Source organism: Gordonia sp. (in: high G+C Gram-positive bacteria) (assembly GCF_052106715.1).
Taxonomy (GTDB): domain Bacteria; phylum Actinomycetota; class Actinomycetes; order Mycobacteriales; family Mycobacteriaceae; genus Gordonia.
In genome coordinates this window covers 21,412-35,572 of sequence record NZ_JBQEDL010000033.1, presented here as the reverse complement: position 1 = coordinate 35,572, position 14,161 = coordinate 21,412, and the positions used below count along the sequence as shown (strand labels likewise).

12 protein-coding genes and 7 tRNA genes are annotated in these 14,161 nt (G+C 66.5%); 7 read left to right on the top strand and 12 right to left on the bottom strand.

The window, feature by feature from the left end:
* The 3 genes from hemE to hemQ form a co-directional block, all read left to right on the top strand.
* On the top strand, positions 1-995 hold a 995-nt coding region (gene hemE, locus ACTIMF_RS15335), incomplete at its 5' end, for a uroporphyrinogen decarboxylase (protein ID WP_442351151.1).
* Complete coding sequence (gene hemG, locus ACTIMF_RS15330) at positions 992-2,380, top strand: protoporphyrinogen oxidase (RefSeq protein ID WP_442351150.1); 1,389 nt, start codon at positions 992-994, stop codon at positions 2,378-2,380. The genes hemE and hemG, both read left to right, overlap by 4 nt.
* A 37-nt stretch (positions 2,381-2,417) precedes the next feature.
* On the top strand, positions 2,418-3,113 hold the full coding sequence (gene hemQ / locus ACTIMF_RS15325) for a hydrogen peroxide-dependent heme synthase (RefSeq protein WP_442351149.1): 696 nt from the start codon (positions 2,418-2,420) through the stop codon (positions 3,111-3,113).
* 153 nt (positions 3,114-3,266) lie between these two features.
* Here hemQ and msrB read toward each other — a convergent pair whose 3' ends face one another.
* From msrB to ACTIMF_RS15305, 4 genes are read right to left on the bottom strand one after another with little or no spacing between them, the layout of a single operon-like run.
* Positions 3,267-3,698 (bottom strand): peptide-methionine (R)-S-oxide reductase MsrB, encoded by a 432-nt coding sequence (gene msrB / locus ACTIMF_RS15320; RefSeq protein ID WP_442351148.1) that lies wholly within the window; start codon positions 3,696-3,698, stop codon positions 3,267-3,269.
* A 19-nt stretch (positions 3,699-3,717) separates the two neighbouring features.
* Positions 3,718-4,965 (bottom strand): glycosyltransferase family 87 protein, encoded by a 1,248-nt coding sequence (locus ACTIMF_RS15315; protein ID WP_442351147.1) that lies wholly within the window; start codon positions 4,963-4,965, stop codon positions 3,718-3,720.
* A 35-nt stretch (positions 4,966-5,000) separates the two neighbouring features.
* The gene (locus ACTIMF_RS15310; RefSeq protein WP_442351146.1) at positions 5,001-6,557 is read right to left on the bottom strand and encodes an alpha/beta fold hydrolase; all 1,557 of its coding nucleotides are present in this window, start codon (positions 6,555-6,557) and stop codon (positions 5,001-5,003) included.
* Between the two features lie 10 nt (positions 6,558-6,567).
* Positions 6,568-7,332, bottom strand: a complete 765-nt coding sequence (locus tag ACTIMF_RS15305; RefSeq protein WP_442351145.1) for a dihydrofolate reductase family protein — start codon at positions 7,330-7,332, stop codon at positions 6,568-6,570.
* Positions 7,333-7,376: 44 nt separating this feature from the next.
* Here ACTIMF_RS15305 and zapE point away from each other — a divergent pair, with 44 nt between their 5' ends.
* Positions 7,377-8,396 (top strand): cell division protein ZapE, encoded by a 1,020-nt coding sequence (gene zapE / locus ACTIMF_RS15300; protein WP_442351144.1) that lies wholly within the window; start codon positions 7,377-7,379, stop codon positions 8,394-8,396.
* 238 nt (positions 8,397-8,634) lie between these two features.
* On the opposite strand, the gene ACTIMF_RS15295 is transcribed toward zapE, so the two are convergent.
* The 8 genes from ACTIMF_RS15295 to ACTIMF_RS15260 form a co-directional block, all read right to left on the bottom strand.
* Positions 8,635-9,216: a GNAT family N-acetyltransferase gene (locus ACTIMF_RS15295; protein ID WP_442351143.1), complete on the bottom strand. Its 582-nt coding sequence runs from the start codon at positions 9,214-9,216 to the stop codon at positions 8,635-8,637.
* Positions 9,217-9,315: 99 nt separating this feature from the next.
* Positions 9,316-10,173: a DUF4261 domain-containing protein gene (locus ACTIMF_RS15290; protein WP_442351142.1), complete on the bottom strand. Its 858-nt coding sequence runs from the start codon at positions 10,171-10,173 to the stop codon at positions 9,316-9,318.
* A 185-nt stretch (positions 10,174-10,358) separates the two neighbouring features.
* Positions 10,359-10,433 (bottom strand) — tRNA-Val (locus ACTIMF_RS15285).
* A 16-nt stretch (positions 10,434-10,449) separates the two neighbouring features.
* Positions 10,450-10,523: transfer RNA gene (locus ACTIMF_RS15280), tRNA-Cys, on the bottom strand.
* Between the two features lie 22 nt (positions 10,524-10,545).
* Positions 10,546-10,618: transfer RNA gene (locus ACTIMF_RS15275), tRNA-Gly, on the bottom strand.
* A gap of 175 nt (positions 10,619-10,793) precedes the next feature.
* A tRNA-Val gene (locus ACTIMF_RS15270) sits at positions 10,794-10,868 on the bottom strand.
* Positions 10,869-10,884: 16 nt separating this feature from the next.
* A tRNA-Cys gene (locus ACTIMF_RS15265) sits at positions 10,885-10,958 on the bottom strand.
* Positions 10,959-10,980: 22 nt separating this feature from the next.
* Positions 10,981-11,053: transfer RNA gene (locus tag ACTIMF_RS15260), tRNA-Gly, on the bottom strand.
* A gap of 266 nt (positions 11,054-11,319) precedes the next feature.
* Between ACTIMF_RS15260 and ACTIMF_RS15255 the strand changes: the two genes are divergently transcribed.
* The 3 genes from ACTIMF_RS15255 to ACTIMF_RS15245 form a co-directional block, all read left to right on the top strand.
* Positions 11,320-11,391: transfer RNA gene (locus ACTIMF_RS15255), tRNA-Val, on the top strand.
* A 325-nt stretch (positions 11,392-11,716) separates the two neighbouring features.
* On the top strand, positions 11,717-13,033 hold the full coding sequence (locus ACTIMF_RS15250; protein ID WP_442351141.1) for a glycosyltransferase 87 family protein: 1,317 nt from the start codon (positions 11,717-11,719) through the stop codon (positions 13,031-13,033).
* Between the two features lie 82 nt (positions 13,034-13,115).
* The coding region (locus ACTIMF_RS15245; protein WP_442351140.1) for an acyl-CoA dehydrogenase family protein at positions 13,116-14,161 on the top strand (1,046 nt) is incomplete at its 3' end.

Sequence of the window (14,161 nt, the reverse complement as noted above, 5' to 3'; positions counted from 1 at the left end):
CCCCGTCCCGTCGACCCGTCTGGTTCATGCGCCAGGCAGGCCGCTCCCTCCCCGAATACCGCGCGATACGCGCCGACCGCGGGATGCTCGAATCGTGTTTCGATGCCGAGCTGGTCTGCGAGATCACCATGCAGCCGGTGCGCAGGCACGACACCGATGCGGCGATCCTGTTCTCCGACATCGTCGTCCCGCTGAAAGCCGCGGGCGTCGACCTGGACATCGTGCCGGGTACCGGCCCGGTGATCGCATCACCGGTCCGTACTGCGGCCGACGTCGAAGGACTGCCGCGCCTGGAGCCCGAAGCGGTCGGAGCGGTGACCTCTGCGATCGGACTACTGGTGGACGAACTGCCATCGACTGTGGCACTCATCGGCTTCGCGGGCGCCCCTTTCACGCTGGCGTCGTACCTCATCGAGGGCGGCCCGAGCCGGACGTACGAGAACACCAAGAGGATGATGCTCGGCGCCCCCGAGCTGTGGCACTCGTTGATGGGCCGACTCACCGATCTCACGATCGTGTCGATGCGCGCACAGATCGACGCTGGCGTCGACGCGGTGCAACTGTTCGACTCGTGGGCAGGCACATTGTCTGAGGCGGCGTACGAGACGTTCGTCGCTCCGCACTCGTCACGGGTGATGGCCGAGATCGAGAAGTACGGTGTGCCGCGTATCCACTTCGGGGTCGGTACCGGCGAACTGCTCGGTGCCATGACTCGCGTCGGCACCGATGTGATCGGAGTCGACTGGCGGACCCCGCTGGACGTCGCAGCCGGGCGCGTCGGCCGCGACGTCGCGATCCAGGGCAACCTCGATCCGACGGCGCTGCTCGCGGGCCGACAGGTGGTCGGCGCCGAACTGACTCGGATCATCGCCGAAGGCGACCGCGCAATCGCTGCCGGAACTCCCGGCCACATCGTGAATCTCGGACACGGCGTCCTGCCGAACACCGACGCCGACGCAGTCACGCACGCCGTAGAGTTCGCCCACTCGCTGTGACCGTGCGAGTCGCCGTCATCGGCGGGGGCGTCTCCGGGCTCACCGGAGCCTACGACCTTCGCCGACTGCTCGGCGACGACGCGCATATCGACGTCTTCTGCGCCGATGACTCCCCGGGAGGCATCCTCGCATCCGCCACGGTCGACGGACTGTCCCTCGACGTCGGAGCGGAGGCGTTCATTGTCCGACGCCCGGAGGCTCGCGACTTGGTGGCCGAACTCGGCCTCGGCGACGAGGTCGTCTCGCCCGGTGGAATGCGCCCTGCCGTGTGGTCCGAGGGCCGTCTGCACCCGCTGCCGTCGCCTGCGCTGATGGGCATCCCGGCGACCGCGTCCGCACTCGGCGACCTCGTCGACGACGCCGAGCGTCATATCGTCGAGACCGAGTCCGACCGTGAGATGCACTGGACGCGCGGCGCGGACGTCTCGGTGGGGGAGTTGGTCGCCGACCGCTTCGGTGAGGCCGTCGTGGCTCGCAGCGTCGACCCGATGCTCGGCGGCGTTTACTCGGCCCGCGCCCACGATCTCGGTCTGCGGGAAGCGATCCCGGCCCTGGCCGCGGTTCTCGATGCGGGGGCGCCGTCGTTGACCGCCGCCGTGGCCGACGTGCTGTCTCGACCGACGGGCGACGGTCCGGTCTTCGGTGCGCTGCGCGGCGGATACCGGACACTCGTCGACGCTCTGGTCACTGCGGCGCGCGCCGATGTTCACACCGGCGTGAGCGTCCGCAGCGTGCAGACCGATGGTTCGGCGTACGACGTGGAGGTGGGATCGGCAGCAGACAGGGTCGACGCCTCCGGCTACGACGCGGTACTCGTCGCCGTCCCGGTGTGGACGGCTGGCGCACTCCTCGACGAGGTGGCGCCACCTGCCGCCGACGCGTTCTCCGCCGTCGACGCGGCAGGCTCGGCAGTCATCGCGTTCGCCGTCGACGGCCCCACCCCGGAGCAGTCCGGGGTGCTGGTGGCCTCGGATGCCGGCGATCTGTCGATCAAGGCGATCACGCTCAGCAGTCGCAAATGGCCGCACCTCGCCGCCACCGACGGACGATCGGTGCTTCGTGCGTCGATCGGTCGGCTCGGGCACCCGGTGACCGCGTCGGACGAGGAACTGATCGCGCGGGCCACCGCCGACCTCGGGATCGTGTTCTGCGCCGCCGGACTGTCGGCCCCTCGCGTGCGCGATGCCGCTGTGCAGCGGTGGCCTGCCGGCCTGCCGCACTACGGACCCGGACACCTGTCGGCGATGTCGGCGGCCATCGCGACGTTGCCCGCCGGTCTCGCGGTCGCGGGTTCGGGCTATCGCGGCGTCGGAGTGCCGGCATGCATCGGCACCGCTCGCGACGGCGCGTCCCGACTCGCCGGACACGTGAACGCTCTCACCTGATAGAGATGTCCGATCCGCGCGGTGGCACGATAGAAGCATGAGCCGCCTGGATTACGCAGAAATCAACTCCACTCTCCGCTATCTGATGTTCTCGGTGTTCACCGTGCGCTCCGGAGAACTTCCGGACGACCGCGCCGAGGCGATCGCCGACTTCGAACGCTTCCTCGCCGATGTCGAAGAGACCGGCGTCGTAGTGCGCGGTGTGTACGACGTCGCGGGGATGCGCGGTGACGCCGACTTCATGTTCTGGTGGCATGCCGACACCATCGAGCAGCTTCAGGCCGCGTACTCCACCTTCCGTCGCACGACGATCCTGGGCCGTGCGAGTGATCCGTTCTGGAGCGGCGCCGCGCTGCATCGTCCGGCGGAATTCAACAAGAGCCACATCCCGGCGTTCATGGCGGGCGAAGAGGCGGGCGCGTACGTGTGCGTATACCCGTTCGTGCGGTCGTACGAGTGGTATCTGCTGCCCGACGAGGACCGCCGCAAGATGCTCGTCGACCACGGGATGGCCGCTCGCGGCTACAAGGATGTGCGAGCCAACACGGTTCCCGCGTTCGCGCTCGGCGACTACGAGTGGATCCTCGCGTTCGAGGCGCCCGAACTCGACCGCATCGTCGACCTCATGCGCGACCTGCGAGCCACAGAGGCCCGCATGCACGTCCGCGTGGAGATCCCCTTCTTCACCGGTCCGCGTGTGGAGCCGGCCAAACTCCTCAACGCCCTGCCCTGAGAGGCTGTCGCCCCGCGTACCGAGTCGCGCCGCACGCTTGTCGAGCGGAGTCGAGACGGTCCCGCTTGTCGAGCGGAGTCGAGACACTGGATCTCGACTCCGCTCGATCAGCGTGGGGTCCCACTTGATCGGCGTGCGCGGAGTCGAGACAGTTCAGCTGTCGGCAGGTACCAGCCGGAGGCTGATCGAGTTGATGCAGTACCGGAGATCGGTTGGGGTGTCGTACCCCTCCCCGGCGAAGACGTGGCCGAGGTGGCTGTGGCAATTGGCGCACAGCACCTCGGTGCGGCGCGTGCCGAGTGAGTCGTCGTGCCGTTCGATGACGGTCTCGCCGGCGAGGGGCGTGAAGAACGACGGCCAGCCGCAGTGCGATTCGAACTTGGTCTCGCTACGGAACAGTTCGGCGCCGCAGGCCCGGCAGGCGTAGACGCCGACGTCCTTGGTGTCGGTGTATTCGCCGACGAAGGGGCGTTCGGTGCCTGCCTGCCGTAGCACCTGGAATTCGGCTGGACTCAAGCGTTCGCGCCAGTCGGCGTCGGTGAGCTTGGTGAAGTCTTCACGTCCGTTCGATGCGTCGTTCGTCATATGTCCCAGGGTAGCGACGTCAGGCGGTGGGCGTCGGCTCCCGCTCCGCCGCCGCTTCGGCGCCCTGGCCGGCGGCCGGTATGTCGAGGACGCCGTCGCGCCGCATGTCGAGGTAGCGGAACAGCAGGGAACCGAAGACGGCGACCATCAGCAGCGACCAACCCCACGTGACCTTGCCGTATTCGAGGTACCGGCCGAACGGCTCCCACTCGTTCGAGTAGTACACGTCGAACGACAAACACCCGTAGGCACCGAGCCACGCAGGCCAGTTCCGCACCGCGGAGCCGGCGCGCAGCACGGTCGCCATCAACGGGAACAACAACATCGAGTAGTAGGCCTGGCCGAGCGATCCGACGAGGAAGAACGTTCCGAGCAGGACGCCGGACGAGGTTGCGAGCCACATCAATTCGTCGGTGCGACGGTAGTAGCGGTACAGGAACCACAGGCTGAACACGGCCATCACGACGAACGCGATGCGCAACAGCAGCACGAGCCAGCCGTCGATTCCGAAGTACGCGCCGTTGCCGGTGATCGAACTGTTGTAGTAGTCGCGGGATTCGCCGAGGTACGGGACGGTCCGTTTGATGAAGTCCAACGGATCGTTCGACAGTGGCCACGCGAGGGCGTTGAGCACCAGGGGAACTCCGACCGCGGTGATCAGGATCTTCCATTGCCGGTTCAACAAGACCAGCAGGAGCAGTGGCGCGAGGATCGGTTTGACGGCGAATGTCAGTCCGATCGCAACGCCGGCCCACAGGTCGTACCTGCGGAGCATCAGCATCATGAACGCGAGCATGCCGAGGAGGACGAACGCGTTGAAGTTGGTGAAGATCAGAGTGTGCGCGACGGTCTCGGTGCTGAAGAACGCGAAGATCAGCGCCGGGAAGATCCAGGACCGGTGGTCGTACCCGAACAGGCGGGTCAGAAGGTAGGCGCACGCGAGGATGGCGACGACGCTCAGCGCGATGAAGATCCACCGTGAGTTCTGCGGATCGATGATCGCGAGCGGCGACATCAGCAGCGAACCCGATGGCGGATACAGGTAGTGCGGGTTCACCGTGTCGTAGTTCTCGTTGTACACCGCGCGCTGATTGAGGAACGCGAGAGCAGCGTTGTAGACGGGGGTGAAGTCGTCGGTTCGCGCGCCGTTGACCGCGAGGATCAGCGACCGGTGGATCACCATCATGATGCTGATCGGCCAGAGGATGAAATGCCCGATACGCGTCGGATCGACGCGCGGATGCAGGTAACGGTCTACAACGCTCACCCGCGAACCGTACTACATGGAACCGGCGACATCGCTCACGCCGGACACGACCGCGAGGCAGGTGCCTTCATGGGTTCGGGCGCGAGGTACTCGTCGAGGACGCCGCCCGCACAGTCGCTGTGCGCGAGGACCGAGAATCCGAGGCCGTCCCAGGTGACGGCGGTCGGTGAGGCCTTTGCCGCGGACAGCGTCTGCGTCAGTTGGTCGACGACGGCGCTCCCGTTGAACGGGTCGTTGGCGCCGACCAGGACCAACGGATCCACGGCGAGGGACTCGGGCGGAGCGGGGGCGTCGGTACTGCCCCAGCCGTCGCAGTCGGCGAGGTCGAGGGCAGTCGTGACCGCGGTCATCGGGGCCTCGCCGGACCAGTCTCTGACCAGTCCGGAAAGCTCCTGCAGACCAGGTCGGCCCCGGAGATCGTTGCACCGTCCGACGAGTCGGCCGTCGGTGCCGCGTACCGACGCGGCCGCTCTCGCGTAGGAGCGCAGAGCGGAGGTGTCGCCGCGATCGGCGTCGGCGATCGCCGAGCCGAGCTTCTTGATACCGGCGGGCGACATGTCGTCGAGGGCGATAGCCGTGGTGACCGCGTCGAGCACCTGCTTGTCGGACAGCCCGTCGAGGTCGCCGGACGCCCCGGCGTCGATCACGCGCCGGAGAACCGCTGCGCTGTCGCTGCCGAGAGCGCACGCGGCATTGGCACAGCGTTGAGCGAACGTGGTCAACGATTTCTGGACGCCGCGTGCGCGCGCGGCGGCGCTCTCGCGGGCCGCCACGTTGTAGCCGACGGGCGAGTCGAGGACGAGGCGGCCCAGCTGATCGGGGTGCGCGGCGGCGTACCGGAGTGCGACCGACGACCCGTCGCCGACACCGATGAGACCGAGACGATCGACGCCCCAACGCTCGCGCAGGCCTTCCAGGTCGCGGGCGGCGGCGTCAACCGAGTAGGCGAGTTGGTCGGGGGAGAGGGTCTCGGTGCACAGGTCGGCGGCTGCTCTGCCCGCGGTGCCGACCTCGGTGGCGCGCGCGTCCACATCGCGTCGAGCGCCTGCGGCGTTCGAGTTCAGTACGTTGCGCTGGGCGGTCGTCAGGCAGTCGACGGTGGCGCCTAAGCCGGTGCCGCGGAAGTCGACGGCGACGATGGGATGGCGGTCGAGGAGCGTCTTGCCGTCGCCGTCGGCGAGCGCCAGCAGGGTGCGTGAACTCGGCAGGTCGGTGCCGCTGGTGAGGACGAGCGGAGGAGCCTGCTTCGGCGTCGACTCGGTTGCCGCGCGCATCGCGCCGATTCGGATGGTCTCGTCGGAGTCGGCGTCGACAGGTACGTCGTAGGTCGCGCACTGAACGAGGACGCCGTCTGGGGCATCGGCGTCGTACGCCTTGCGCAGCTTGTCTCCGCACGACCGCCAGTTCAGATCCCGGTCTGGGACTTGGAGGTCGGGGAGCTTCGGAGCCTCGGTGGCGTCGCCCGCGGGTCGATCGCCGCGCACGATGTCCGGCCCGGTGTCCGGACCTACCGCGCAACCGGCCGCCAAAACGGTGACGGCGGTGGCCACCAGAACGGCGGCGGACAGTCGTGCGCGGTGCGTGGACGGCATAGTCGCGAGCCTACCGACCGCCGGTATCCCGACCACTTGTGACGTCGTCGCGCACGGTCTCCCACAGTTGGTACAGGAATCCTTCGTCGTCGCCGAGGATCGTCGTGGCGCGCATCGGGTGAGGAAGACGGTACGGGAGGGACAGTTCCTGGTCTCGGAGCCCGAGGCCCGCGCCGTGCGCGATGCGCGGAGCCTCGCCGAGGACGAGCGTGGGGCTGACGGTGAGGATCAGTTGGTCGAGGACGCCCGCGGCGGCGAACGCGGCGAGCAGCCGCGGTCCGCCTTCGATGTCGATGCGGGTGAGTCCGCGTGATGCGAGTTCGGCGACGAGGGCAGCAGGGTCCACGGTGTCGGTGCCGCAGTCGATCAGCGTCGCGCCCGCCGCCGTCAGACGTTCCCGGGCGTCTGCCGGAGCCGACGTACAGGTGGCGACGAGGACGTTGGAGGCGGCGACGGTCGTGAAGTCGTCGGGGATGGACAGGCTGCGCGAGGTCAGCACGAGCGTGGGCGGGGGCGTGTCGCCGTCCAACGAGCCTGGGCCGTAGCCCTCGAGGACGGCAGTGCTCGCTCCGACCACGACGACGTCCGCGAGTGCGCGCATCGTGTGGAAGACGAGGTGGTCGCCGTCGCCGCCGAGCATGCCCGAACGCCCGTCGATCGTCGCCGCTCCGTCGATGCTCGCGATAAATGTGGCGCGGACCGTCGGTTCCGACGTATCGGGGAACGCGAACACCCGGGTCAGATCTGACTCTGTGATGTTTGTCGCTTTCTGCATGAGGAACATGAGTCCATCATCCACGTGGTCGCTACCCTTACCGGATGCTGGCACGACTGAGCGACCGGAATCCTGTTCTGGCTCCCGACCAACTCATCGGCGAAATGGTTCCTCCGAGGATGTTCGACGAGGTGAGCTTCGACTCGTACATTCCCGATCCGAACGAACCGAGCCAGGCTGAGGCGGTTGCGGCGGCGCGCGATTTCGTCGCTCGGGCCGCCGAGGTTCGCTCGGGTGCCAAGAAGAAGGGGCTGTTCCGGAAGGCGTCGACGCCCCAGGGCATCGGTCTGTACCTCGACGGCGGCTTCGGTGTCGGTAAGACGCACTTGCTGGCGTCGGTGTACCACTCGATGCCGGGCCCGAAGGCGTTCGCCACATTCGGCGAGGTGACCAACGTCGTGGGCGCACTCGGCTACATCGACGCGCTGGAGCGGCTGGCGGACCACAGCGTGCTGTGTATCGACGAGTTCGAGCTCGACGATCCTGGTGACACGATGGTCGTCTCCCGTCTGCTGACCGAATTGGTGGCGCGCGGCGTGTCGATCGTCGCGACGTCGAACACTCTCCCGGGCCAGCTCGGTGAGGGACGTTTCGCCGCGCAGGACTTCCTACGCGAGATCCAGAAGCTCTCGGGGATCTTCGAGACCCTCCGCGTGGACGGTCCGGACTACCGTCACCGTGATCTTCCGCCTGCCCCTGAACCGTCGAGCGACGCCGCTCTTGAGGCGCTGGCCGCCGACACGGAGGGCGCCACGCTCGACAAGTACGAGGACTTGGTCGCCCACCTCGCGAAACTGCACCCGTCGAAGTACAAGTCGCTCGTCGACGGCGTCACCCTGGTCTGCATCGAGGACCTGCGTCCGGCGTCCGACCAGGCGGTCGCGCTGCGCCTCGTCGCGCTCGCGGACCGCTTGTACGACGCGGAGATCCCGGTCAGCGTGTCGGGCGTGAAGCTCGATGAACTCTTCACCCCGGAGATGGTCGCAGGCGGCTACCGCAAGAAGTATCTGCGCGCCACGTCTCGACTGCTGGCCCTCTCGCGCTTCGCTGAGGCCGACGCGTAGGTCGGCGCGCGGCCTCCTGCAGGTCGAGCCCCCCGCCCGTTGGTTGAGTCCGCGGCCGTTGGTTGAGTCCGCGGCCGTTGGTTGAGCGCCCGCCCGTTGGTTGAGCGCCCGCCCGTTTGTTGAGCGCCCGCCCGTTGGTCGAGCCCCCGCCCGTTGGTCGAGCCCCCGCCCGTTGGTCGAGCCCCCGCCCGTTGGTCGAGCGGAGTCGAGACCTCGCCGCAGCCTTGCGAGACCCGATCTACAGACGCCGACCCATCACGAAGTCCTGTTCGATCGACCCGTTCATATCGAAGGTTCTGGCGCCGATCTCGGCGAAACCCATCTTGCGGTAATACTTCTGCGCGCGTTCGTTGAGTTGGTTGACGCCGAGCCAGGCGTAGTCGGCTCCGTGGTTGCGTGCTGCGTCGAGCGACGCCTGCATCAACGCGTGCGACGGCCGCGTGTGGTTGCGTGACCCGTGATGGTCGGGGAGGACGTACATCTTGGAGATCTCCGCGAGAGTTCCGGCCGCCAGTGCGGCGGATCTGCCGTCTGCCGACTCGAGAGCCGCGCGGACGTCGTCGTTGTCGGGCCGGCCGTAGATGAGCAGGGCGTACCCGATCACCGCTCCGGCGTCGTCGCGGTAGGCGAGCACCTGTTTCGTCGGGTCGGCCATGTACTCGGCGAACTTGTCCGGCGACAACTGCGCGTCGATGTGGGCGACGATGTCCGCGGGCGACGAATGCGGCGGACACGCCAGCGGGAACGTGACCGCGGCGACCGCGGCCACGGATTCTGCGTCTGCACGGTCGGTGACGATGGCGATGGTCGGGGAGTGCACTCCTGACACGATAGCGATGTCAGGTCGCTTCCGAGACGTCAGCGCTCCTCGAACTCGGCCTGCTCGAATCCGAGGACACTTGCGCTACCCCGAGCCCGTCTACTTCCGTCGGAACCAACCGCGCTTGCGTTCGGGCTCCACGGCGGTCGCGGCGACCGGCTGCTCGTCGCCGGCAGCGAACGTCAGCTGCAGAACCGTCTTGTCCGGATCCAACGCGGACGGTGCGTGCAGGGCGTACAGCTCGGCGTCCTCGGTGGTCCCGAGGGAGTGTCCGTCGCCGATCACCGGTCCGTTCTGCAGCTGGTAGATCGCGATGTTTGCGAGCCGAGCGAACGTGTCCTCGGCGGACTCGGGCGATTCGACGATTTCGATGTCCATCAGTCCGAGCATGTCCATGCCGCGGGTGTGCCCGGTCATCACGCCGTCGGTGCGGGGTGCGACGTTCAGTGCAACCCACGCAGGCAGGATCGGGTCGGGAAGTGTCTCCAACGTGAGATCGCGGAAGAGTTCGGGCACGATCACGTGATTCGCACTGCCGAAGTAGACGGCGACGATCGACTCGCTCACCGCGATCGCCGAGGCGATCGCCTTCGACAGGAGTGCGGCATCGGAGATCGCCGTCAGATGAGAAGCAGCGTCACCGCCTGTGCGGAGGACGCTGATGATCGTGTGCGCGTCGTACGACGTCGGGACAGGCGTCGAATCCGGCCACAGACGGCTGTACTGGGCGATCTCGTGGAGGTCGTCGCCCACCGGCGCCGGGACGCTCATCACCGCGATCAGCGCATCGCCGTACGAGAGGGTGAGGGGACGATCCTCGTCGACGTTCTCGGGACCATCGACCGTCAATGACTCTGGTTTTAGGTCGGGGAAGTCGGCGAGCATCTGCTGCCTGAGCGTCTCGCCCGTGATTTCCGGATCGAGTCGGCTCTGGAACAGCATCGCGAGGCTTGGCACGGCTACAGAAGTCCTAACGCTTGGGGCTATAGGGGCTACGAAGTGCTGATGTGGGCTGACATCACCTGACAGGATACGTGCGGCCGGAATCTGGTCGATGTGCAGTCTCGGTGACGCAGTCGGCCGTGCGTCTATACATGAGAATGAGTTCAGCCCCGGCCGTAGACCGGGGCTGAACTCATTCGTGGTGCGCGATACAAGGATTGAACTTGTGACCTCTTCCGTGTCAGGGAAGCGCTCTCCCACTGAGCTAATCGCGCGGGACGAAATCTGTGGTGGAGGTGGCGACGGGAATCGAACCCGTGTGCACGGCTTTGCAGGCCGTTGCCTCACCACTCGGCCACGCCACCACGAGGCGAGATACTCGCTCCGAGCGGATGACGGGATTCGAACCCGCGACCCTCACCTTGGCAAGGTGATGCGCTACCAGCTGCGCCACATCCGCACCGCATGGCCGAACTATTGTCGGCCAGCGAGGACAAACTCTATCCGGTCGTCGTCGCGGATGCCAAATCGGGTGGTCGCGAAGATGAACAGCACTGCGACTCGGCTGGGGCGAGGCGGTTCTCCGGCGCGTGAAACGACGAAGACCCGCTCGAATACGAGCGGGTCTTAATCAATGGTGCGCGATACAAGGATTGAACTTGTGACCTCTTCCGTGTCAGGGAAGCGCTCTCCCACTGAGCTAATCGCGCGGGACGAAATCTGTGGTGGAGGTGGCGACGGGAATCGAACCCGTGTGCACGGCTTTGCAGGCCGTTGCCTCACCACTCGGCCACGCCACCACGAGGCGAGATACTCGCTCCGAGCGGATGACGGGATTCGAACCCGCGACCCTCACCTTGGCAAGGTGATGCGCTACCAGCTGCGCCACATCCGCATGCTGGTGAGCCCGCCTTGTGGGCTGCTCGCCAGCGGACAGAACACTATAGGTACAGACGGCCCGATGACAAATCGGCAGGTGAGAGAGTTACATGTATGTGTTTTTGCACATGGGGTGCGCTGTCGACGCTGAGTTGCGGGGCGGCGGGGACGTGCGCGACAGCGGATTCGGCGACCGGTGAGGGGATTTGCCGCATCCGCGCGCGGGTGTGTAGTCTCATCCCTCGTGCGAAGCGCTGCTGTTGCTTCGTGACAACTCGATACGGTCCCGTGGCTCAGTGGAAGAGCGTCCCGTTCACACCGGGAAGGTCGCTGGTTCGATCCCAGCCGGGACCACAGCAGGCAAGCGTCCGGCATCAATCGATGTCGGACGCTTTGTTGTGTCTGCGCGCCGGCCGTCGTCGCCTCCTGGACTCCGTTGCCGCACCGTCAACTCCGTTGTCGCGTCTTCAATGCGTCTTAGCAGCCTGGGCACAGGCTGCTAAGACGCAATGAGGCTGCGACGAGCTATATGAGGGTGCGGCGAGGTAGGTGAGGCTGCGTCGGCAAGACGCATGACCTGGACGAACGGGGCAGACGGGATGGTTCGGTCACGACTGTGTCGTCCCGTACCTAGGGCGGCGCGCGGACGTACGATCCTCTCGTGAGAGACCGCTCGTCGATGCGATCGACGACTACGACGATGATCGTCATCGCGGCGTGTGCCGCGGTGCTGGCCGTCTGCTGGCATATCTGGGCAGCACCGTTCAACGACCCTGTCTACGGGTTGTTCCACAACGGCATCGACACCCGGGTGTACCGCGGCGGCGGGACGGCGGTGTGGGACGGGACGCCGCTCTACGACCTGCCCGTCTACAAGGTGTGGCGGTTCACGTACACGCCGTTCGCGGGACTGCTGATGGTGCCGCTCGCCGGATTCGGGGTGCACACCGCGTTACTGCTGTGGAACATCGGCAACGTCGTGAGCCTCCTGCTCGTGGTCGGCGTCTCGATGCACGCGATGAGATTTCGATTCGACGCGCGACTCGTGGCGTTCACGATCCTCGCCTCGATCGCGTCGACCGTTCTCGAACCCGTCCACACGACGCTCTGGAACGGGCAGATCAACTTGATCCTCGCACTGGTGGTGATCCTCGACCTGACCGTGCGGAGCGGACGACTGCGCGGCGTGGGGGTCGGCCTCGCTGCCGGGATCAAACTCACTCCGCTGTTCTTCGTGGCCGATCTGCTGGTGACCAAACGGTTCCGAGCGGCCGTGATCGCCGTCGTGACGTTCGCCGCGACCGTCGTAGTAGGAATACTCGTGCTCGGCGACGAGGCGATACGTTTCTGGACCGACCAGGTATCGGAGACCAAACGCATCGGCCGGCTCGATGCATCCGCCAACCAGACCTTCCACGGCTACTTCGCGCGACTGGAGACCTTCGGCGTCGCGCACCCGCCGTCGTGGCTCTGGTTGCCCGTCGGGGTGATAGTCGGAGCACTGGGACTGTGGGCCGCCCGCGTTGCCTACCGAGCCGGAGGCAGTCTCCTCGCCATCTCCATCACGGGTATGACGTCCTGCGCGATCGGCCCGTTCTCGTGGGGGCACCACTGGGTCTGGATTCTGCCGCTGCTGATGGTCGCGACTGTGCACGCCGCCGACCATGCACGCCGCAGGCGACCCGTGACTTGGGCGTGGTGGCTGGCACCCGCCGCCATCGTGGCCCTGACCTTCGCATATACCCAGCCGACAGTCGTGCGGGTCTTCGGGTCGAGGGGAAAGTTCCTCGACGGCACGGTCTTCGGCGCGTTCCGCGGCTTCATCAGTTCGCCGACGACTGGCTGGCACCTCCCGCTGCAACTCGTCGCGAGCGGGGCCTATCTCGTCGTCCTCCTCGGCACGATCGCTGTGACACTGTGGTGGGGAAGGCGTGCACGACGGGTCGAGGTTGAGCCGGTCGAGGGCGATGCGGGGTCGATGATCTCCTCGTCTTGACAAACGTCGAGACGCCAACGTCTTATATCGGAGAACAATTGTTATCACATACTCCGGTGAGCGGCCGGTCGAAGGGAAACACATGGACGTGGAGTGGTCTCCGGCGGACATCGCATTTCGCGACGAGGTCCGGGCCTTTCTCGATGAGAAGTTGACGCCGGAGTTGGCGCGGGCCGGACGGTTGATGACCAGCGTCTACTCCGACCACGAAGCATCAATGGCGTGGCAGGAGATCCTGCGCGAGCGGGGATGGGCCGCACCCGCGTGGCCGGTGGAGTACGGCGGCTGCGAGTGGAGTCTCACCCAGCACTACATCTTCAGCCGTGAGATGACGCTCGCCGGTGCGCCCGACCTGTCGCCGATGGGCATCCGCATGGTTGCCCACGCGATCATGAAGTTCGGCACCCAGGAGCAGAAGGACTACTTCCTGCCCGGAATCCTCACCGGTGACATCTTCTTCTGCCAGGGCTACTCGGAACCGGAGGCCGGATCGGACCTCGCCTCACTGAGTATGTCGGCCGTCGACGACGGTGATCATCTGATCCTCACCGGCAGCAAGATCTGGACGACGCACGCCACCGAGGCGAACTGGATGTTCGCCCTGGTCCGCACCTCACGGCTGGAACGCAAACAGCAGGGCATCACGTTCATCCTCATCGACATGACGTCGCCGGGCATCGAAATCCGTCCGCTAGTCATGACGTCCGGGGAAGAGATTCAGAACCAGGTCTTCTTCGATCAGGTGCGCGTCCCCAAATCGGGCGTCCTCGGCACGATCGACGACGGGTGGTCGGTCGCGAAGTATCTGCTCGAGTTCGAGCGAGGCGGCGGCGCGGCCGCCCCCGCACTGCAGGTGATGCTCGAGAACCTGACGGCTGATGCCGCCGAGGCACGCGTCGCGGGCGGCCCGCGCCTCGTCGACGATCCGCTGTTCGCCGCGAAACTTGCGGATGCGCGAATCCGCACCGAGGTGCTCGAGATCCTCGAGTACCGCGCCCTGGCCACCGTCGCCGCAGGCAAGAACCCGGGACCAGCGTCGTCCATGGGCAAAGTGCTCGCCACCGAGCTCAGCCAGACGATCACCGAACTCGCCATGGAGGCCGCAGGGCGTTACGGACGTGCCTACCA

Bases quoted from the DNA above. Each gene is read 5' to 3' on its own strand.
- hemQ (WP_442351149.1), top strand. From the start codon at position 2,418: ATGAGCCGCCTGGATTACGCAGAAATCAACTCCACTCTCCGCTATCTG.
- msrB (WP_442351148.1), bottom strand. From the start codon at position 3,698: ATGACGAACGACGCATCGAACGGACGTGAAGACTTCACCAAGCTCACC.
- ACTIMF_RS15310 (WP_442351146.1), bottom strand. From the start codon at position 6,557: ATGCCGTCCACGCACCGCGCACGACTGTCCGCCGCCGTTCTGGTGGCC.
- ACTIMF_RS15305 (WP_442351145.1), bottom strand. From the start codon at position 7,332: ATGCAGAAAGCGACAAACATCACAGAGTCAGATCTGACCCGGGTGTTC.
- zapE (WP_442351144.1), top strand. From the start codon at position 7,377: ATGCTGGCACGACTGAGCGACCGGAATCCTGTTCTGGCTCCCGACCAA.
- ACTIMF_RS15250 (WP_442351141.1), top strand. From the start codon at position 11,717: ATGCGATCGACGACTACGACGATGATCGTCATCGCGGCGTGTGCCGCG.